The sequence below is a fragment of the Brevundimonas sp. BH3 genome, from assembly GCF_045345115.1.
Classification (GTDB): domain Bacteria; phylum Pseudomonadota; class Alphaproteobacteria; order Caulobacterales; family Caulobacteraceae; genus Brevundimonas.
Genome location: NZ_CP150796.1, coordinates 1,588,384 through 1,607,858 on the forward strand (window position 1 = coordinate 1,588,384; position 19,475 = coordinate 1,607,858).

At 60.8% G+C, this 19,475-nt stretch carries 27 protein-coding genes; 1 reads left to right on the top strand and 26 read right to left on the bottom strand.

Annotation, left to right across the window (positions count from 1 at the left end):
- Positions 1-236: 236 nt before the first annotated feature.
- Positions 237-935 (top strand): hypothetical protein, encoded by a 699-nt coding sequence (locus WEU32_RS07630; RefSeq protein ID WP_406851475.1) that lies wholly within the window; start codon positions 237-239, stop codon positions 933-935.
- 8 nt (positions 936-943) lie between these two features.
- On the opposite strand, the gene WEU32_RS07635 is transcribed toward WEU32_RS07630, so the two are convergent.
- The 26 genes from WEU32_RS07635 to WEU32_RS07760 all read right to left on the bottom strand — a co-directional run bounded on the left by WEU32_RS07635 (position 944) and on the right by WEU32_RS07760 (position 19,375).
- Complete coding sequence (locus tag WEU32_RS07635) at positions 944-1,303, bottom strand: ogr/Delta-like zinc finger family protein (RefSeq protein ID WP_406851476.1); 360 nt, start codon at positions 1,301-1,303, stop codon at positions 944-946.
- Positions 1,304-1,335: 32 nt separating this feature from the next.
- Positions 1,336-2,379 (bottom strand): contractile injection system protein, VgrG/Pvc8 family, encoded by a 1,044-nt coding sequence (locus WEU32_RS07640; protein WP_406851477.1) that lies wholly within the window; start codon positions 2,377-2,379, stop codon positions 1,336-1,338.
- Positions 2,376-2,792: a phage tail protein gene (locus tag WEU32_RS07645; protein WP_406851478.1), complete on the bottom strand. Its 417-nt coding sequence runs from the start codon at positions 2,790-2,792 to the stop codon at positions 2,376-2,378. The genes WEU32_RS07640 and WEU32_RS07645 overlap by 4 nt, the downstream gene beginning before the upstream one ends.
- A 2-nt stretch (positions 2,793-2,794) precedes the next feature.
- Positions 2,795-5,356, bottom strand: coding sequence for a phage tail tape measure protein (locus WEU32_RS07650; RefSeq protein WP_406851479.1), 2,562 nt, complete (start codon positions 5,354-5,356; stop codon positions 2,795-2,797).
- A gap of 8 nt (positions 5,357-5,364) precedes the next feature.
- Positions 5,365-5,520, bottom strand: coding sequence for a GpE family phage tail protein (locus WEU32_RS07655; RefSeq protein WP_406851480.1), 156 nt, complete (start codon positions 5,518-5,520; stop codon positions 5,365-5,367).
- Entirely contained in the window at positions 5,517-5,843 is a 327-nt protein-coding gene (locus tag WEU32_RS07660) for a phage tail assembly protein (RefSeq protein ID WP_406851481.1), read from the bottom strand. Before WEU32_RS07660 ends, WEU32_RS07655 begins: the two co-directional genes overlap by 4 nt.
- A 40-nt stretch (positions 5,844-5,883) precedes the next feature.
- The gene (locus tag WEU32_RS07665) at positions 5,884-6,396 is read right to left on the bottom strand and encodes a phage major tail tube protein (RefSeq protein WP_406851482.1); all 513 of its coding nucleotides are present in this window, start codon (positions 6,394-6,396) and stop codon (positions 5,884-5,886) included.
- 63 nt (positions 6,397-6,459) lie between these two features.
- Positions 6,460-7,644, bottom strand: a complete 1,185-nt coding sequence (locus WEU32_RS07670; protein ID WP_406851483.1) for a phage tail sheath subtilisin-like domain-containing protein — start codon at positions 7,642-7,644, stop codon at positions 6,460-6,462.
- A 19-nt stretch (positions 7,645-7,663) separates the two neighbouring features.
- Entirely contained in the window at positions 7,664-8,014 is a 351-nt protein-coding gene (locus tag WEU32_RS07675) for a GPW/gp25 family protein (protein WP_406851484.1), read from the bottom strand.
- Positions 8,011-8,571 carry a phage baseplate assembly protein V gene (locus tag WEU32_RS07680; protein WP_406851485.1) on the bottom strand — a complete coding sequence of 187 codons (561 nt, stop codon included), beginning with the start codon at positions 8,569-8,571 and terminating at the stop codon, positions 8,011-8,013. Before WEU32_RS07680 ends, WEU32_RS07675 begins: the two co-directional genes overlap by 4 nt.
- 132 nt (positions 8,572-8,703) lie before the next feature.
- Positions 8,704-9,141, bottom strand: a complete 438-nt coding sequence (locus WEU32_RS07685) for a phage tail assembly chaperone (protein ID WP_406851486.1) — start codon at positions 9,139-9,141, stop codon at positions 8,704-8,706.
- 3 nt (positions 9,142-9,144) lie between these two features.
- Positions 9,145-11,079: a gp53-like domain-containing protein gene (locus WEU32_RS07690; RefSeq protein ID WP_406851487.1), complete on the bottom strand. Its 1,935-nt coding sequence runs from the start codon at positions 11,077-11,079 to the stop codon at positions 9,145-9,147.
- A gap of 3 nt (positions 11,080-11,082) precedes the next feature.
- A complete protein-coding gene (locus WEU32_RS07695; protein WP_406851488.1) occupies positions 11,083-11,649 on the bottom strand; it encodes a phage tail protein I in 567 nt (188 codons plus the stop codon).
- Complete coding sequence (locus tag WEU32_RS07700) at positions 11,646-12,560, bottom strand: baseplate J/gp47 family protein (RefSeq protein WP_406851489.1); 915 nt, start codon at positions 12,558-12,560, stop codon at positions 11,646-11,648. The genes WEU32_RS07695 and WEU32_RS07700 overlap by 4 nt, the downstream gene beginning before the upstream one ends.
- Positions 12,561-12,639: 79 nt before the next feature.
- A complete protein-coding gene (locus WEU32_RS07705) occupies positions 12,640-13,329 on the bottom strand; it encodes a phage virion morphogenesis protein (RefSeq protein WP_406851490.1) in 690 nt (229 codons plus the stop codon).
- 52 nt (positions 13,330-13,381) lie between these two features.
- Complete coding sequence (locus WEU32_RS07710) at positions 13,382-13,870, bottom strand: phage tail protein (RefSeq protein ID WP_406851491.1); 489 nt, start codon at positions 13,868-13,870, stop codon at positions 13,382-13,384.
- 10 nt (positions 13,871-13,880) lie between these two features.
- Entirely contained in the window at positions 13,881-14,057 is a 177-nt protein-coding gene (locus WEU32_RS07715) for a hypothetical protein (protein WP_406851492.1), read from the bottom strand.
- Positions 14,058-14,088: 31 nt separating this feature from the next.
- A complete protein-coding gene (locus WEU32_RS07720; protein ID WP_406851493.1) occupies positions 14,089-14,532 on the bottom strand; it encodes a hypothetical protein in 444 nt (147 codons plus the stop codon).
- A complete protein-coding gene (locus WEU32_RS07725; protein ID WP_406851494.1) occupies positions 14,529-14,912 on the bottom strand; it encodes a M15 family metallopeptidase in 384 nt (127 codons plus the stop codon). Before WEU32_RS07725 ends, WEU32_RS07720 begins: the two co-directional genes overlap by 4 nt.
- Positions 14,909-15,148, bottom strand: a complete 240-nt coding sequence (locus WEU32_RS07730) for a hypothetical protein (RefSeq protein WP_406851495.1) — start codon at positions 15,146-15,148, stop codon at positions 14,909-14,911. The genes WEU32_RS07725 and WEU32_RS07730 overlap by 4 nt, the downstream gene beginning before the upstream one ends.
- Positions 15,145-15,381 carry a hypothetical protein gene (locus WEU32_RS07735; RefSeq protein WP_406851496.1) on the bottom strand — a complete coding sequence of 79 codons (237 nt, stop codon included), beginning with the start codon at positions 15,379-15,381 and terminating at the stop codon, positions 15,145-15,147. The genes WEU32_RS07730 and WEU32_RS07735 overlap by 4 nt, the downstream gene beginning before the upstream one ends.
- Positions 15,382-15,385: 4 nt before the next feature.
- On the bottom strand, positions 15,386-15,604 hold the full coding sequence (locus tag WEU32_RS07740; protein WP_406851497.1) for a tail protein X: 219 nt from the start codon (positions 15,602-15,604) through the stop codon (positions 15,386-15,388).
- Positions 15,604-16,092: a head completion/stabilization protein gene (locus tag WEU32_RS07745; protein WP_406851498.1), complete on the bottom strand. Its 489-nt coding sequence runs from the start codon at positions 16,090-16,092 to the stop codon at positions 15,604-15,606. Before WEU32_RS07745 ends, WEU32_RS07740 begins: the two co-directional genes overlap by 1 nt.
- Positions 16,093-16,293: 201 nt before the next feature.
- Complete coding sequence (gene gpM, locus WEU32_RS07750; RefSeq protein ID WP_406851499.1) at positions 16,294-17,334, bottom strand: phage terminase small subunit; 1,041 nt, start codon at positions 17,332-17,334, stop codon at positions 16,294-16,296.
- A gap of 45 nt (positions 17,335-17,379) precedes the next feature.
- Positions 17,380-18,408 (bottom strand): phage major capsid protein, P2 family, encoded by a 1,029-nt coding sequence (locus tag WEU32_RS07755; protein ID WP_406851500.1) that lies wholly within the window; start codon positions 18,406-18,408, stop codon positions 17,380-17,382.
- 61 nt (positions 18,409-18,469) lie between these two features.
- A complete protein-coding gene (locus tag WEU32_RS07760; RefSeq protein ID WP_406851501.1) occupies positions 18,470-19,375 on the bottom strand; it encodes a GPO family capsid scaffolding protein in 906 nt (301 codons plus the stop codon).
- Positions 19,376-19,475: the final 100 nt, after the last annotated feature.

Below are 19,475 nucleotides of genomic sequence, written 5' to 3' on the forward strand. Positions count from 1 at the left end.
TGCGAAGGGTGAGGAGTTTCGATTTTCGCGCGCGTGGGGGCGGGCGTAGCGCTTGAAGCTGGCGATGCAATCGCTTGGATCAGACGTAGCGGGCCATAGGCACTGCTGGGTCTGAGACAAAAGGAGGGACGGGCGCGCGGGCGGGGGCGGGCGGCGACCGATTAAAAGCTTGGCTATATTGAAATAGGGCGAGAACAAGGCCAATGCAATAACGCTGTTCGCACCGGAGGATTGATATGGAAACGCTAGGCGGTATTATTGTATTCGCGGCACTGGCTTGCTTTGCCTTAGGGATCGTCAATCTCATCAAGCCGCAAGCTTGGATGAAGATAAAAAAGCGCCGTTATGGGCTTCTGATGATGGTTGGGTCCTTCTTCGCCATAGGTTGGGGAGGATCAATGCTTCCACCTGTCCCTGAAGGCAGTTCAGTTCAGGCCGCTGTTGACCAGCCAGTACCTAAAACACCAGTTCGTGACGGTGTGTCGCAAGAAGAGTTCGACGTTATCTGGACGAACGTCAAAAACCACATGGCTAGATGTGATGATCCGCTGACGGCGGCAGGAACGGCACTTGAAAGCGGCGATGTTTACACCGCTTACGGCCCGACGAAGTCGGCAGCTGAGGCATGCGAGGCAGCTTGGTTGGACATGGGGAAAATTAGAGTTCCCAAAAGCGCCAAAGGGGATGCCAAAACGGCCCTTAAAGATGCTTTGGATACCTGTAACACAGCTATTTATCTGAAACGCGAAGCCTTGAAGCAGCTTCAAACGGTGCTCGATGGAGATGTCCGCCCATCAGTTATGGAAGACACTAAAGACAAGCTGGAAAGAGGGGGTGGGCTATCGACAAAATGCACCTTTGATTTCCTTGCTGCTGCAACACAATCCAGACTGATAATGCCTGAATTGCAGGAAGCCTTTGATCAAGCGAAGTAGACCAATCATCACCCTGCCGGAGACGGCAGGGCTGTGCGGTTCATGCGTGCTGGTGCGATCGACAAATTGATACGCGGGTTCGGGCGCGCTGAAGGCACGATGGTCCGTTCGATCACCAGTGAGCAAACGAAGGTGTGACCGCAGGCTTCATCGCCATCAACATTGGTGCATTGAAAACGCAATTCTCTGAATAGTGGCGTCACGGCGCGTGAAGTTCGGGCCTTTGCTATGGAACCACAATGGGGGCAGACCTGCTTAATGGTGCTGCCGCCCTGATGTCTGCGATTGGCATTTGCGCCGCCAAAACGGGTGTCGTTTGCCATCTCATTTCCCGACTGCGCCCCGGTGATATTTTTATCATGTTTCATAATGATTTACCTCTGTTTCTTGCGGGGATTGGTCAGGTGTTTGACGTGCGTTGCGTATTTGCCGAACCGCCCAGTTCTAGCTGGAGGCTGGTGCCCAAGCCGGTGCTGTTCAGGGTGTGGCGTGTCTCGACCACCAGCCAGTTGGCGGCGTCGATCACAGGCTTGAAGCCGGACACGACGACGGTCTTTTCGGGGAAGATGTCAGGGCGTCCGTGCGACAGCGTCAGCGAGAACTTGGCGGCACCACGTTCCAGCCGTTTGTATTCGGCATCGGCGGCACGGCGGGCGCTGGCTGCGCTGGCATAGGTGCGGGCCAGCTTCTTGGCGTTTTCCTCGTCACCGACCACCACCTTTTTACGCTGGCCACCGGCGCGATCGTGCCATTCGGCGATGACACCGGAATAGGAACCGCGCTCGGCAGACTCCCATGTGTGTCTATCGCCATCTCTGCGGGTGATTGTTGCAAGGCCCAAGGGGGCACCGCCGGGGCTTTCCCCTGCGCCACAGGCCATGAATATCAATGCGCCGGCCTTAACGGTGGCCACAGCGTCGTGCATGCGGCCCAGACGGGCAATCAGGGCTGCGTCTGATTCATTGCTTTGGGCCAGATGGGCGATTTCAACGTCGGATTTGTCATCGGCGCATTTGAGCTGAAGGCCATTACGACCGGCCAGATCGCCAAGCACCGTGCCCAGTGTGGTCTGTGTCCAGGACTGGACGCGACGCTGGCGAAAGGCGCGTGTCAGATCAGCCGATCGAGCGCGGATGGTCAGGGTGTCGGGTGTGCCGGCGTGTGTCAGCTGGTCCACCTTGTAGCGGCCCTTGTCGACCAGTTGGGGCGGATTGGCTGTGCCAAGGTCTTTCCAGCCCAGTGACACGGCGATGATGACACCGGGACGCGGGACGGCCAGCTGACCGTCATGGTCTGAGAGAACAAGCGACAGTTCGTCGGCATCGGTGCCGCGCTTTTCGGTCAGATCGAGACTGATCAGACGGGGGCGCAAGGTGTCGGCGATATCGACGCCATCCACCGTGATCGCCCATGCTGCCTGACGGTGAACATACTGGCCGGTCATTGGGGGGCTGCCTGTTCCGGTTCTTCAGGCAGAGGATCGTCCATCCGCTTGAGCGACAGGGTGAAGTCACTGATGCGCGGGCGGCCATTGTCCATGATCGAGCGCTGGGTTTCGTCCAGCGATGTGATGGCAAAGGCACCGTAGATATGGCCCGAGCCGTCGACCAGCGGGAAGACCTCGCCGGTGTCGGCCATGGTGCGCAGGTCATCCAGACTGTCGGCCTTGCCGAATGCCACAGGGGCCAGCATGCCGGTCAGGGTGATGTCATCGTCACCGGCACCAGCGAACTGGCCAGCAGGGCGTGCGCCCACGCGCTCGCTGGTAGGGTGGCGCCATGAAGACCGGCGCTGAAGCTGGTTATAGGTGAGGGTGGGCAGGTCGAAGACGAACATACCAAGCGTCATCAGGGCCATGACTAATCGAGCCCCTCCGGATCGTCGCCAAAGGTCGACAGGTCGGGGCTGTCGAGCAAGGCCTTGATGCGTCGGGCAAGCGCCGCTTCATCCTGTCCCGGCTGGGCGTAGATATTGATCACCACCTGACCGATCGAGGGGCGAGAGTGATCCTGACTGGCGACGGCCGGAACGGGGGCCGTAATGCGCGGGCCGCTATCGAACGACATCGAGGGCGAAGCGCCGGCACCCACGGCCAGAGCTGCTGTCATGCCGGCACCGACACGCGCCACGGCGCTGACGGCACTGCCACTGGAACGGTTTAGGCCTTGAGTAAGGCCCGCCACAGTTTCATCACCAAGACCGGCAAAAACACGGCTGGGCGATCTGATACCCAGTTTGTTCTTCAGGCCGGTAACGAGCTTGCCGCCTAGATTAGCAATGGTGGACAGCACATTGGGCAGACCGCCCATCAGGCCGTTGATCAGGCCTTTGATCAAGTCGCCGCCAATGGATTTGAACCGCTCGCCCAGACCGGACAGCGCCGGCCAGACCTTCTGGAAGGCCTGTATCAAGATGCCGACCGGCGAGAAGTTCATGAAGACGAAGATCAGGGCCTGAATGGCGGCACTGCCGATCTCCTTGATCTTGGCCCACACACCGGCAAACCATGGGCCAATCGTGCCCCAGTTCTTGTAGATCAGATAGACGCCGCCAGCGAGGAGGGCGACGGCGGCGACGATACCCAGAACGATCCACGTCATCGGGTTGGCCAGCAGAGCTGCTGTCCATGCCCATGTGGTGCCGATCATGCCGGTCAGGCCGGCGATAACAGGGGCGAACAGGGCGCTAGATCCAGCCAGTGCGAACTGGAGAAGGGCAAAGGGGCCAAGCACGGCGGCGACGGCCAAAGCCAGACCGCCGAAGATCAGAAGTGCGCCGGCCACAATGGCGAGCAGGACGCCAGCCACCTTGATTACATTGGGGTGGGCTTCGGCAAAGCTGGCGAACTGGGCCGAGGCATCGCGAACCTTTTCAGCCACCTCGCGAATGACTGGCAGGAATTCCATGCCTGCCGTAATGGCCACGCCCTTGATGCCCTCTGTGGCCTGCATCATGGCCCCCTTGGCACCGGACATGCGGTTGGCAAACTCGACGGCCATGGAGCCGGAGGTCTTGCTGCTGTCGGCCACTGCATCGAGGTTAGTCTTGAGCACATCCAGCTGAGACAACATGGGCGCAATGGCGGCTACGGATTCAGAACCGAACAGCTGGGTCAGGGTCGAGGCCTGTTCATCGGCAGACAGTTTGCTGACCCGTTCCAGAACATCGACAATGGTGCCACCGGCATCGGCCTGCATGGCCTTGGCGACGGCACCAGCTTCCAGTCCGAGCGCCTTATAGGCGGTGACCTGTGCCTTGGTGGCGGCCTTGCCCTTGGTCAGGGCAAGCATGGTGTTCTTGATGCCTGTGGCAGCAACTTCTTCTGCCACACCCATGCCAACAATGGTCGAGCCGAGTGCGGCGACTTCGGCGGCGGCCAGACCGGCGACGCCGCCCAGAGGGCCGACGCGCGTGACAACATCGGAGATGGCCAGCGCTGTGGCGTTGCCGTTATCGCCCAGATAGTTGATCTGGTCGGCCAGCCCGCGCACGGCGTCTTGGTTCATGCCAAATGCGACGCGCCATGTGGCCATCTTCTGACCGGCGTCCTCGGCTGTGGTACTGAAGGCAACCCCCATCTGACCGGCATCCTGTGCGAAGCCCTTCAGCTCTTCACGCGGGATTTTGGCCTGACCGGCAGCGGCGATGATCTGGGCAATGCCCTCGGCAGGCAGACCCAAATCACGAGACAGCCCGATCACATCGCGGTTCATCTGCTGGAACTGTTGCGGAGTGTCGAAGTCCACCACCTTTTTGACGTCCAGCATGGCGTCCTGAAAGTTGACTGCTGCCTTGCCGGCCATGACCAAAGGTGCGGCGACGGCAGCTCCGGCTCCGATCGAGGATGCACCGGCACCAGCGGCCGTACCGGCAAAGGCCTGCGTGCTATCATAGCGGGAACGAGCACCAGCCATGCGCTTTTGGTGAGATTGAAGGCCTTCGAGTTTGGTTTTCTGCTGGTCCAGAGCGCGGTTGGCACCCTCAAGGTCTCGCTTCAAGCGCAGTTCATGGGCACCCAAAGACTTGGTTGAGATACCTGCTGCCTTCATCTTGGCATCCAGCTCGGACAGCTGCCTGATCTGGCCCTGTTCCTTCCTGTGAAGTTCGGCAAGTTTTGTCTTGGCCAGATCATAAGCCCTGGTCAGGCTCTTGGTCGGCTTCTGGGCATTTTGCATCGCCGTGGCGAGACGGAGCTTCTCAGCCCGAGCAGCCGTGACCTGCTGGCGAAAATCGTCAAGAGCCTGCTGACCCTTACGAAAGCTGGCCACATCCTTTGTCGATCGCTGTAGCTCGCTCACCCGTTCGCGGGCAGCGCGCAGGGCTTTCGATGTCGCGTCGGTATCGTTGCGCACGCCCTTGAGGAATTTCGTGGCATTGCCCGTGGCGCTCAGGATCATTTGCAGGCGAAGATTACGCGACATCGTAAGGCTTAGCGTCCCTTGGTTTTGTCTGAGGCGTGCATCTGTTTCCAGCGCTCGACGGCCTGATCTCGGCATTCGAGGATTTCGGAAACCGTCATCTCGACCATTTCCGACAGCGGCCAGTGGAACACGGCAGCAATGTCGAAAAATGCGTCATCGATCATTCGAGGCCAGCTTCGACCTTCTGTTTCTTCTGCAACAAAAAAGCCGCGATTTCTCCGGCGATGGCGGTGCAGTCTTCACCTTCCATGTCGAGGAACTCTTGTGCGGTAATGACCGGCGAGGAGATACGCGGCACCACTTTGGAAGCCGCAACCAGATCGAGGTTGAGCAGGTCGACCACCTTGGCACCGCGCAGGGCACCGCCTTTGGGCTTGCGCAGAACCACAGCTTTGAAGGTCTGGTCGCCGCGTTTCAGCGGCGTATCCAGATCGACTGTGACAGTATCGCGGGCTTTGTTTTCAGTGACTTTGGCTTGATCATTCATCGTAAAGGTTCGCTACTGGGGGCTGATTGGGGAGGTGTGATCAGGCGAAGCCGAGGATGCGGCGCTCTTCGGCCATGCGATCGACGCCGTGGACGATGAAGACCTTGTTCAGGACATCGATCTCGAACTCGACGCGGCCATTGCGAACCTGTTTGTAATAGGAACAGGCGGTCTTGTAGGTGACCTCGGTGTCGCCACCGACCTCGTCGCCGCCGGCATCGATGGCGAAGGTGCGCCCTCGCACGGTGATCTCGACGTGGTCGTAGCGACCCTCGGCGGCTTCCTGATAGGCACCGGTGAAGCGCAGCTGGGTGGCATCGACCGCATGTTCGGCAAAGGTGGCATTGAGGGCCGGGATTTCGCCGCCATAGGTATGCTCGACCTCGAGCGCCTGAAGGCCGGTGAAGATTTTGACAGGAGCGATCATGCCGCCGCCGCGCCAGTCTTCACCTTCCATTTCCAGTGGCGGGCGGGTGAAGGTCTTGCACTCACCCATGAAGCTTTCGCCGTTGCCGTGGACCACCATGTCTTTGAGTTTACGTGGCAGGTTCATTTTCTGGTTTCCTAAAGAATATCAGTCTTCAATCTCGAAGACCTGAGAGTGAAGGTGATCGGATCAGGCGGCGAGGGTGTTGAAGTCGGCGTAGAACTCGTCGGTGATCTGGCTTTCGACCGACAGGTCTTCCAGCGGCGCGCAGGGGGTGAAGCGGTAACCGATACGCAGTTTGCCGACCGCCAGCTGATCAGGCGTATTGGCGTCGGTCAGGAAGGCTTCGGCCCCAATGATCTGGCCTGACGACTTCATGCGTCGGAACAGGGCGTTGATGCTTTCGACGATGTCGCGTGCCATAGCCGGAGTCAGGGGGCGGTCGATATAGGGGAACACACCCTCGGCAATGGTATCGCGCAGCACCTGATTGGTGCGCACGGTGCTCTCGAAGGCAAAGCGTGAATCGGAAGCACAGCCACGGTTGCCCCAGAAGCGATAGCCATCGCGGCGGATCAGACAGGTGATGTCCGCACCATTGAGCAGACCTGCTTCGGTGTTTTCATCCTGCAAGTCCCAGCTGACCGGCGTGTCCAGACCGATCACGCCATTCACCGGCACGTTGGAGATGGTCTTGTGGAAGCCGATCTCTTGATCGATGCGGGCGCGAAGGCCCACGGCCACGGCAGTGGCATAGGTCGGCTCGATTGCTTTGCTGACCGGATCGGCGGCGGTGAAGCTGCCAAAGATCAGGAACAGTTCGCGGTGGGTGAAGTTGGCGCGGAAGGCACTGGCGGCCGTCACGGTGCGCACAGGCCCGGCCTCGTAATAGGCGACGGCATTCAGGCGCGAAGCCAAAAGGCCCAGAGCCTCGCCCACGGCCTGATCGGTCACGCCCGGAACGGCAAGGATGCGCGGGCGAAGGCCGGTAATGCTCTGACTGTCCAGCAGAGCCTGCATGCCGGTGCGCGACCCCGCAGCACCATCGCCAATGATATTGGCGCGCAGACTGGTGGCAATGTCTTCTTCATTGCCGCCTTCACCTTCGGCTACGCGCACCACGACACCGACGGCGTTCACCTGATCGCCAATGGCGCGTAGCGATTTGGCGAGCGTGCCGTCTGCACCGGCAGCCTCGATGGCCGCGCCGATATCGGTGACGATCACCGGCGTATCCAGAGGGTAGACATCGGCGTCCGCGGCAGAAGCTGTGGCCACCAGCCCCCAGATCGCCGTTGCTGCAACCTGAAGGGTCAGAGCGCCGGTCGTGACTTCGATGATTTTGACGCCATGACGGCGCGGGGCGAGGGCCATGGAAAATGTCCTTGAGAGATCAGATGATGGAAAGGGGGAGGGACTGTGCGATCCGGCGCGGACGGGGCAGGTCGGTGCGGACCAGTTCCAGTTGCAGTCGCGACGAAGCGCCATCGGTATCGAGGCGAACTGATTTGAGACGGGCGCGACGAAGCCAGCGCATCAGGGCCATCGCCGTTGCGCCGTAGAGCTTCAGCTTTGTCTGGTCGTTCAATGGCTGATCGACCAACTCGGGAATGTAGGAGCCGTAATCGCGGCGCATGACGCGCGAGCCGACCGGCGTGGTCAGGATGTCTGCCACCGAACGGCGGATGTAATCGTCGTCCAGTTCGGAAATGGCGCGACCGGTATTGGGGGATAGGCCGCTCATTGAGGGCCGCCCGATACTGCCGAACCCGCTGTGACGCCTGTGTGTTTGTGGCTCTTCAGGCTCTTGCCCGCACCGATGACATCCTGCTCACCGCTCAAGGTGCCAGAGGCGACCAGATTGCCGGTGATGGTGATATCGGCCTCGATCGACAGGCCTGCAGGTGCAACCACTGACGCCTTTCCGGCCAGATCAAAGCGCAGTTCACCCGCGTCCGGATCATAGGACAGCAAACTACCATCTTTGAACCGGACGGCGACCTTTGCGCCCATGAACAACGGGGCCATCTGAGACGATGGCAGTCTGTTGCTGATGAAGGCGCGCTCGATGTCGCCTTCGGGACAGATGACTATGACAGGCTGGCCGACCGTGGGCGGGTTCCAGATGGTGGTGTCACCGACCGACATTGCCCAATCGCAAGGCGGTGTAAGGATATCGCCCAGTCTGACAATGGCCTTGCCTGCTGCCAGATCGACGCTATCAACCACGCCGTCGCGAACCAAATCGGCAAGAGCGCGATGGGTTTCAGCCGTCGATGAGGCAGGGGAAGAGCGGGACATGGCTCATTGATGGCCCAGTCCCGGTCATCACTCCCGAGCGCGTTGTTGTCAGGTCCACCCGAAACAACAAGAAGATGGCTTCCATAGTGCCCCGCGTTCAAAAGGCTTGTGCCTTTTCGACCCGACGCGGGGTTATGCGCCCGTCGCCAAAAGTTCGGGGGGCAGGGTCGGCCATTCAATGGTGAGGGGGAAGCCGTCCTGTTCGGGAACGTCGCGCAGGTCCTGCACATACTGGTGCACCAGCAGATAGTCCTCGTCGTTCAGGGTGGTGCTGAGCTGTAACGATAGTTCACCCCTGTGCCGCTCGATCAACCACTGGACCGATGCGATACCGGCATCGCGGCGCTGGCGGGCCAGATGGGCCAACTGCTCGATGTCCGGCCCTGCCGGTTCGGTCGTGAGCGGATAGCCTTCGCTATCGACATCGAGGACGCGGCCCTCTGAAAGCTCGCCCAGCAGGCGGGCGTGATCGCCAGTGCCTAACAGAACGATGTCCGAAGGCAGGTCATGCGGCCACGAAGCCGGATCATAAAAGGCGCGTGTGGAAGGACTGAATGCAAATTGGGTCATGGGTTAAACCTCTGGCTTAATGTCGCCACCGCCTCCGCCGCCACCGGGTGGGATAGTGCCGCCGCCACCGCCGGTGTTGTAGGCAGGATTGGGGTTGCCCTTGGCGAGACCGATGGCCATCCACTCGAAGCCCTGCATGGCCGGTGAACTGTCATTGGCCTTGTTGGCGTAGAAGGTAATCCGGTCCAGCCACTTGCTATGGGCCTGCATATACCAGTCGTACTGGACCACAGCAGACGGGTTGCGTGGATTGGCCAGTGCGACCAGACAGCCGCCGCCAAAGGCCACTGGAAGAGTGGCATGTTGCAGACCTTCGGTCATGCTGGCGGTGTTTACACCCCACTGGATGATCAGGTCGGTGCCGGGGATTTGGATATAGCCGCTCGGCCCGATGGACTTGGCAAAGGACCAGAGACCGGCGGGCGTCATCGAGCGGCTGGCATCGGTACCGGCAAGTGTCTGGGCATTGGTGGCCAGCAGGGCCAGACCGCGCACCGAGGTGGTGGCGTTGGGCACAGACGGGATGGCGGCGATGGCGTTGGCGACGTGTTCCGTTGTGGCCAGCTCGAACCACGGTTGCCAGTTGCCTGCGTTGCGCCGCCTGAAGAAGGCACGATCAGCCTGAATACCGAGCGCGAGCTGTGCCGTGTTGTCGGCATCATTGGGTATCCCGATAATCTGCGACCATTGAGCCATTGGGCTGTTAGCCGTGGTCGAGATTGCGCGACGTGTTTCAAACTCCCTCAGGCCTATGTTGTTGGCATTGTTTCCAGCGACCAGATCAGGCGTGGCTGTGAACAGGCCGCCGGATGATGGATTGAAGTTAAGCTCGTCCCATGGCTCTTTGCCATTAAACAGTGGGCGTTGAGTGAAGTCGTACCGATAGCCGGGAGCGGACTGGAGAACGATTTTACCATTTTTCCCGTCGCCTATGTATCCAAGTCGCTCAGCGAGATTGTTGTAAAAACCTATCCAGCCGGACGTGCCGTTAGTGGATCCAGATATACGGACGTATCCATAGGTCTCATCACGCTGCCCGATCGTCATTTCGCGGCTAAAGACGTTGATTTCTGCAAGGCTCGCCTTGCCTGCGAGGGCGTTAGCCAGACCTGTGATCTTCTCCATTGCAAGTGCCGGAATGCGGCCTACGGCCAGAGCGCCTGAAGTAATGTCGTCGGCATGGTGCTGGTGCACAGCTGCCGCTTTGGATGCCAATGCATCCACCAATCCGGTGACCTGGGCCATGGTGTGTGTGTGAATTTCGGCGGCCTTGCCAGCAAGGGCATTGGCCAGACCAGTGATTTTTTCCATGGCCAGCGCCGGAATGCGCCCGACATTGAACACACCCGAAGTCGTATCGGCTGCATCGTGCTTGTGACCCAGCAGTGCAAAGCCGGACAGGGCCGACAGAGCGCGCTTGAGAAGGCGCGGTGTGATGTAGCGCCAGTTATCTGTACCCGTGTCAGTCTCGGCGTCGGTGGCGACTTCGGTAATGCCGGCGACGGTTTCACTGGCTGGCGGCAGTGTGAAGCCGACTGGGCCGAACTCGACCTGATCTGTGGTCAGAGCCACCAGCTTGGCATCCACGGCCAGAAGTAGCATGGCCGCAGCCGATTTCTCGATAATCGGGTCAGGCTGGCTATATACGGCAAACAGAATGCCGGTCGAGTTGTAGAGGCCAAAGGCACGCATCGGATAGGCGTCATTGCCTTCGTCGCGGATGGTGACGTGCAAGGTGTCGTCGGCCACCACATCGCCGGCCATGGTACCCAGTCGTTTCCGCTCGTTCGGCAGGGCTGTGATTGTAGCCAGATTGTCGGCGACGTGCTGGGTCGAGACGCCGATCTGGGATAGGACAAAGGCATTGGTGCCGGTGTTCTGGGCATTGATCAGGGCGGCACGACCCGCATCGGTAATGGTGATGGTGAAACCGGACATCGGTCAGGCGGCCTCGGACAGTTGTAAACGGCGATGGATGACGGGACGGGCCGCGGCGATCATGGCGATGCCGCCACTGGCCTGAAGGCCTTGGGTGACGGTGAACCAGGACCGGGCTGGCCTGGTGCGGGCGACCTCTTCGATCACCTCTTCGATGAATTGTTGCGTGGCGGTCTGGCCGTCTTCGCCGGTGACCGTCAGGACCATGTCAAAGGTATGGGGCTGACCCGGCGGGTCCATCTGCCACCATTCCCGAAGAGCGATCTGGCCGCCAAAGGCCTGAACCACGGCACGCACAGATGCCGCCGAACCTTTGCGGCGGTGCAGTTCAATCGAGTTGGCAATCAGGTTGCGCTTGATCCGGACGGACCATGACGGGTTCCAGCTGTCGACCGAACGGGTAAAGGCCAACCAAGGCAGGAAGCGCGGCGGGCAGGTTTCGACATTGACCAGCTCGCGTAGATCGACCGGCATCTGGTCCAGTCTGCGGCCCAAGGCCTCCAGCGCACGCTCGAACGGCGTGGCATTGGGCGGCAGCAGCGAAGTGGTATCGGCGGCCCGCAAGGTCATTCGGCCAACCCGTCATAGACAAGGGTGATGCCGGTGCATCGGGCAGCCTGAAGCGGTGTGACGACGATCGAGGCCGCGGGCGATTGTAGATCCACATCTTGCACGCCATCAGGACACAGGGCCGCGGTCAGGGCAGCGCGCGTGATGTCGCGTCCCAAGCGGTAGGAACGGGCCAGATAGTCATCGAGCCGGCGGCGGGCCTCGGCCATCACCACGTCGCTGTCGGGGCCGGTAAAGGTCTTGATGCGAGCCACAACCTCGAAGGTCAGGATTTCGGCGGACTGGACAATGACGTGATCGGTCAGCGGACGGACATCATCATCGGACACCACGGCCATGACTCGATCCAGCAGAGGTTGATCGGCGGTACCGTCTCCTTGGCGCGATAAGACCGTCACCAGAACATCGCCAGCCTGCGGGGTGATGCACGATGCATCCAGCACCAGAGGCGAGGCCTCGCGGGCGAATTTCACATAGGCACCGGCAGGACCGGCGACCGAAAAGCCTTCCGGACCCATCATGGCACGCTCGCGTAGGCTGTCGTCGCTTTCCATGACGGCGGGTGTGCCGGTCAGTGGATCGGCCGGCTTGATTTCCATACGGCTGGCAAAGGGCGCGGCCACCACGTCGAGATCGGCACCGGTGGCATAGGGAAGGGTCATGGCGCGAGCCGCATCATTGATGCGCTGGCGTAGGTTCAGTTCGCGGTAGGCGAATACATGGATGAGTTTGACCAGAACTTCGCTGTCGTCCTGAAGCACGGCTTCAGTTTCCGGAGCAAGGGCGATCAGGTCGGATTTCAGACCCGCGACAATGTCTTCGAAGTTCAGGGCTTCGATTACGGCAGGAAAGGGCAGCCGTGACAGGTCAACAGCGGTCGTGCCGCCAGCGGGGCCGGAATATTGGGTCATGGCCGGATAGGGCCGCGTTCGGCCTATCCGGGCGAGGTTACGGTGTTGTCAGTTCCACCCGGCACAACAACGGGGGAAACTACAGTCCCCCTTCCATGTGGGCGTAGACGAGGTCCATAGCGGCTTCGTCATCGGCTTGGCTGAAGCCCAGCAGTTCGCGTTGCGGGTATTCGGTTTCGGGGCCGTCGGGGACCACGCGATCTTTCAGGCCGTAATGGTGGATGCGGGCGAGGCGGCTGGCGCGGCTGGTGAACTCGACATAGGCCTCGTCCATGGTTGAGCCGGCCTTCATGTGTTTGGCGGTGCGCAGGCCGGTGAACATGGACTGGGCCTTTCGCCGCACACTGCCTCTGCGGGCTTTGATTGCGCCGGCAATCGGGCCGGGATCGGCACCGCCCTCGGCGGGCAGGTGGCGGGCAATGCGGTCGGCGCGGAAGGTGCGCAGGCCTTCGGCTTCACGATCAAAGCCGGTGAGCATATTTCCTTTGCGGACCCAGCTACGCATATCGACCAGACGTTCATCCCCGCTGCCTTTCCGATAGAGGAAGCGGATGGCACGGCTGGCAGGTTTCTGATCCTTGCGTGGTTTACGCTTGGGCCATGGTGAGCCGTCGGGGGCCTTCTGGGCGCGGATACGCTGTTGCTGGGAACGACGAAGCTGAAAGGCCAGCCTGCGGGTCAGGCGTCGGCGCTCGGCGTCATCCAGTCGTTCCAGATATTGCGAGACAGCCTCGCGATAGATCAGGAGATCATCTGCCCTATCCGACATTGTTTGTCTCCCTAACGCTCGCCGTGCGACGGCTTGCTGCTTGAGGGCATGATCAGCCCACTTCGTGATCGCAGCGAGCGATCAGTTCATCGTCCAGATAGACCCTGTGCAAGGGCGCGGACTGTTCCAGAGCAAACGGGACCGGTTCTTCAGGTCGGACCATGTCATGACCGCCATCGGGACGTGGTTTTAGGCTTACCGTTTCGCTCAGAGGGATGCGGATCATGATGTCGGCCTTGCCGTCATCGAGCAGCTCGACCTCCCAGTCGATGCCCCCGTTGCCGGCGGTCAGGGACAGCAGCTCCGATTGCCAACGGGCCACCCATGCCATCAACGGGACGGTGATCTCGTCCAACGACCATGCGCAATCCAGAATGGCCATGACCAGTGTGTAGCGGTACTCGAAGCCATGGCCGGGGCGGGCCGTTCCGAGCAGACTACCGGACGGGATGGCAAAATGCATATCGGCAGGGTTCTGGCCGATGCCGCGATGCGACAGGGCTGCCGTCATATGCGCCTTCAGGCTGTTCAGCTTTCTCATTGTTCTTGCCCTACCACAGCCGACGCGGTCGGCTGCTGCTTGAGGGCGTTATGGTTTGCCCTAGCGCCTTCAGATCGGACTGCTGGCCGATCAGGGTGTCCACGGCCAGCTGGCGGGCCGCATCGCAGGCGAGAAGCGCCGAGCCGCGCTGGACCAGCAAGGCTTCTAAAGTGGCTGTCGTGACCACACCTTCAGGAAGGCGCGGCAGATGGCATGGATTAGCCGCCTGATCCGGGATTGGCCGTAGAGGTTGGCTGACTACAGATGGCGGGCCGGAGCTGGCACATGCGCTCATCAGCAAGGCGCAGGCGATCAAGGCGGGAAGTGTCAACGGGCGTGTTTGCATCAGGGGCCTCAGCGGCAGCGGTTGCGGACTGGAAGGCGATCTGTTCGGCGGCTCTGATCTGGATGGTGACCTGTTCGACGCGGCGCAGTGTTTCGACTGTGCCCGCCGCCTCGATGCGACGGGCGGTGGCGTCTTGTTGCGCCTGATCACGCTGCTGTTCGGCACGGGCTAGACGTTTGGCCGACAGGTCGAACGGGTCGAAGCGGAAACCCAGACCATCCAGCGCCACAAAGGCGATGATCAGCAACAGAATACCGGCCAGCACAGTCAAGACGATGCCGACAGGCGAGCGGAAGTTGAAGGTACGGCCCTTCATGGATAGGCCTTGCGGTCGAGTTCGAAGTGCGGGCCGTCGCGCAGGCGTGGCCAGTCACCACCCCAGACGAGCGGGGTATTCAGTTCTTTGGCGGCCTGTTTGAAGGCGGCGGCGATCTTGGGATAGAGCGGCCAGTCCCAGCGCACGGTCCCGTCGACCCATGCGGCGATATCTACGGCGTGGCCTGTCAGGTGGCGGCTGTTCTGTGTGCGGCTAGCACCGGCCTTGACCAGTTCCTTTTGTCGGGCTGGCGTGCGCAGGCCTTCGGTGATGGTGAAGTCGATGCAGGTGATCTGGATGGCGCGTTCGACCACGGCCACCAAATCAGGGTGTACGCCCTTCATGCGGTCGCGCGATCGCTGGCTGAGGCGGTAGGTCATGGCTGGTTTCCTCTCCATGCGCGGACAAGCGCGATGATGTGTTCGGCGGTCGGGCCGATCAGGTAGAAGGCGATGAGGGAGCCGAGCAGCAGGATCAGGCGTTCGGATATCGAGCGCAGATCACCTTCGGGCAGGCGGGCAATCAGGGTATGCAACTGGAACAGAATCCAGATCGTCACTCCCCATGTGAACAGGCGTCGCCAGAACCATTGGGCCTCGGGCAGAGGCTGGCTCATCGCGCCTGTTCCTTTTCCAGACGTGACCGGATCCACGCGACATCGGTCTGGACGCGGATCAGGTCTCCGGACTGAAGGGGTGCCGTGCGCTCTTCCAGCACTTCGACGCGCTGGACGGTCTGGGCACCGAAGACGATCCATGAGGCGAGGGTAACAGCGGCACCAAACAGGAAGGCGACCTTGGCCCAGTTGGTTTGAGCGGGCTGATAATGATGAAAAGGCTGTGCGGTCATGTCTTCAGCTCCAAAGCTGGACCATGGGAACGGGGGCGGTGCGGGTGGCATCGGCGGGCACAAGGACGGTTTGGCCGTGGCGCAAGAAGCATCCCTGATCGGCAAGGCCGGGGTTCAGGTTCAGCACCTGCTCGACCACAGGGGCGGCACGGCGAAGGGTACGCCAGACCAGCTGGTCAACGGTTTCGCCATCGATCGCTGCGACAGGCAGGGTGCGGGTCATTAGATGACCTCGGCGATGATGCGGGGACGGCCCAGAAAATCGCGCACGGCATAGGTGACGTTGCGTCGATGGACATCGATGTCGGCGGACAGTTCCTCGACACGCTCCATGCCCGCCGAGCGGGCAGACTGGCCCAACTGTCGATCGGCAAGGTCGGCGGCGATGACGGAGTGGACGGCGCGGGTCCAGCGGATCACATAGTCGCTGGTGTTATCGACCTGTTGGCGTGCGGGAACATCGGCCAATGTGGTGTGGCCGGCGCGGGTTTGGTCATGCCGCCAGTCGTTCAACTCGGCCATGATGTCCAGCACCGCATTGCGGGCGACATCTCGCAGGCGCTCTATCGTTACGGTTTGATCGACGCGAAGGGATTTTCGCAGATGATCGAGATCGATGTCCGGCCAGAACGGGCCACAGACGATGGTACCGCCTTGGGGAGCTTGTCCGGATGCAGGGATCACTGGGGTCGAGTTGAAGGGACCGGTCATGGCTGGCTTTCTTTTGGAAGCCCTAACGCTCGTGACGCGGTCACTCGCTGCTTGAGGGCGGCCTTACTAAGTTTCGGGAGCCTGCCGGCCCTTCGTTACGCAGCCCGTCCGGATACGGGGTGGGGGGCTGGACGGAATATGCAGACAGGCGAACCCGCTGATGTCGGTCCAGCCCCGCCCCGAGCGCCGGGGGGCGAGGTCTTACGCGTCTGAAGACGAAGTCTGCTCAGTCGCGTTTTGTTCGGTCGAAGAGTTGTCAGAAGGTGCGGTTTCGGTTGCCTCTTCGGTCGAAACCGTTGCGCTTTCTTCAGTTTCCGTTGCGGTTTCAGCCGTTTCGGTTGCGGCCTTGGCCAAGGCTCGCTGGAGACGTTCGATGTCTTTCTTGACGCCGACACGCGGGCATTTTTCGATGGCGGTCATGTAGGCGCGCATGGCGGTTTCCTGACGGGCCTTCAGATCGGCGGCGTCTTCGTCATTGGCATCGGCCAGAACCGCACGGCCAATGGCCTTGTACAGTTTGGCTTCAACCTCGTCGTGAAGATCGACATCGTGATCCTGCACCAGGTCCTGAAGCATGGGCAGAACCGCCGCTTCGAACCCGGCTTCCTTGGCAACACCCAGATCGTAGAGGCGGATGGCCTCTTCACAAATCTGGTCGATGGCAAAGGTGATCGGGTCGCGGTTGAACTGTGCCGGCATGTCCAGACCATGGATCATGGTGTGTTCCAGCATCGGCAGGGCGGTCATGTAGTCGCCCACATCGATCGTCCACGCCATGATGGTGGTGAAGACCTGATCCAGTGGGCCGCGTTCGACTTTGCCAGCGGCCAGCACGCCATCACACCAGCCCTTATAGGCGGGCAGCATCAGGCGCTTGGCTTCGACCTTGCGATCGGTGGCCTTGATGTCCTTCAGGCGACGACGGTCGTCTTCCAACTGGATGACGATCTTGGCCACGTCGGCAGACAGGGTGATGTCGTCCATTGGAGAGGCATCGGCAGATAGACCGGAAGCCGCCAAAACGGCACCAGCACCGGAGGCCACCAGATAGGCTCTGCGCCGTGCCGCCGGTGAGGTGCGGCCCGGTTGTGGCGGCGGCACCGGTTTTTCCGCTCTGACAACCGGTGCGGTCATCAGAGGGCGGCGACGGTTCAGGATGGCGGCCTTGGCCTCGGCTTCAGCTTCGGCCTTTTCACGGGCCTTGGCTTCGGCCTTGGCCTTGGCATGTTCGGCGGGGGACATGATCGATTATCCGCTAGAGTTCAGGGATAGGGGTGAGGAGGGCGATCAGCCCTCCTGCACCTCGATCTTTTCGATCAGCAGGGCGAAGTCGTAGTTTTCGACGACATAGGCCTCGTTGACCGATTCATAGGTCTCGACACGGTTGCGCTTGGCATTGTCGACAATGGTCTTGCGGCGGGTGTTTTCCTGTTCGTAGATCGACAAGTTATCCAGACGGGTGATCAGGATGGTGCCCGCCGGGAAGAACGGCACCTGGGCCACCTGTTTGCCGCCCAAGGTCTTCTTGGACATCAGGATGTCAGCCGCGATCTTCTCGGTCGGCTTGTCCTCGCCGTCGACCATCGGGAAGTATTTCTCGTGCAGCAGACCGGCACCGACGATGCAGACCAGTTCGGTGTCGCCCTGTACCCATTCCGGCATGAATTTGGCGATGGCGTCATAGACCAGGGCGTCGAGGTTGCGATAGTCGCCGCCGGTCGGCTTGACGAGGATCTTGCCAGCCGCCGCCGTGCCTTCGTCAAAGACATGGGTCGGGCGGTTCAGACGGATCTGTTCCAGCCAGCCGATATTGACGTCCTGCAGTAGCGGATAGGTCGCGCGGTCGGTCTGTTTAGCAGCGGTCAAACCGTTCCAGCCGATCATGATGCGGTCGCGGGCCTGCTGCTGGGTGACCTGATTGCGCAGGCGGGTCTGGAAGTCCTTGAACTTGGCCCACAGATCCAGCTTGGCATAGGTGACATGCGTGTCCGAGTTGGTCTGTTTGCACTCGTAACGGTCGGCATCCAGCGTGGTCGGGTCTTGGGTGTCGCGGTCCTTGACGTCCGTATCAGTGCGACCGGCCAGCGTGCCGGCAATGCCGAGGCCCAGTTTTTCGCCCGAGGCCTCATCCACCGGCACGATGTTGATCTGGCTGAGGAAGGCCGAGCTTTCGCGCTGTTTGTCGATCAGGATTTGCTGGACCGAAGGGTCCACAGTGAACTGTTTTTCGCCAATGACGGTGCTTTCGGCGACGTGGTTCAGTTCGGCCTGACGCGACAGCCAGGTGGTGTAGAGCAGGCGGGTTTTGGTTTTCATCGGGACGGTATCCGGAAAGGGAGAAGCTGTTCAGGCGAGAAAGAAAGAGCGAGGGGGCGGATCAGCAGTCGGTCAGTTCCATGCCGTCACCGCCGGCATGCAGGGGGCGGGTGCGGTATCCATTCTCGGGCGTGTTCTCGAGGTCGGTTTTCAGCGTGTTGAACTGGGTTTCCAGACGCGCGAAGCGGGCATTGGTGTCCTGCTGGCCGTCGGCGATGACCTTGCCGATCTGGGTGCTGAATTCCTTCAGAGCCGAGGCCAGTTGGGTATTGTCACCAGAGGTTTGAACGGGCGCTTGGGTCGAGGCCTGAACCGAAGCCGGATTGACCGGTGTGTCGTTGGTTTGGCCAAGGGCGCGGGCGAAGACATTGGCGATCTTCTCGATCACGGTTTCAGTCGGCTCGGACGCTTGTTCCAGTTCGAAGCTGGTTTCATGCAGTGCGCTGAATACGCAGGTCGGTGTCTGCTTGCGGCGATCTAGATCGGCCTTCAGGGTCTTGGCGAAGGCATTGTTTCCGCTGTGGGAGAATTGCAGGGCTTCGGTGCCGAGCGAGGCAGGGCTGTCGGTCGCAGCCAGACCCATAAGATAGGCCTTGCCGGTATTGGCGAAGTTCGGCTCGATCTCGATCGAGGTGTAGATCTTCTGGCGGGCCTTGTTGAAGGTCACCAGTTCGTCGGTCGGGTCGATCTGGGCATAGAGTGCCAGACGTTTTTCGTCCTTGCCGTCGATCTTGATCGTATCTTCCTGAGTGCGAACAGCCAGAACATCGCCATAGGCCTTGAACGGGCCATCGCCGGTATAGCCGCGGATATGTTCCATGTTCACGCGGGCAGCATAGGTTTCGCGATTATAGGAAGATGCGGCCTGTTCCAGCCATGCGCGCTCGATCGTGCGGCCATCCGAAGCGGTGGCACCTTCGACGGCGACGCGGAAGAAACGGGACTTGTTGGCGGTCTTGTCGGCCATGGCGGTTCTGTTCGGTCCTGAGGGGGCGCACCGTTCGGGCGCGGAATAGGACTGCAGATCACCGCCATGGCATGCCAGTTCTCAAGGTGCCGTTGTTGTC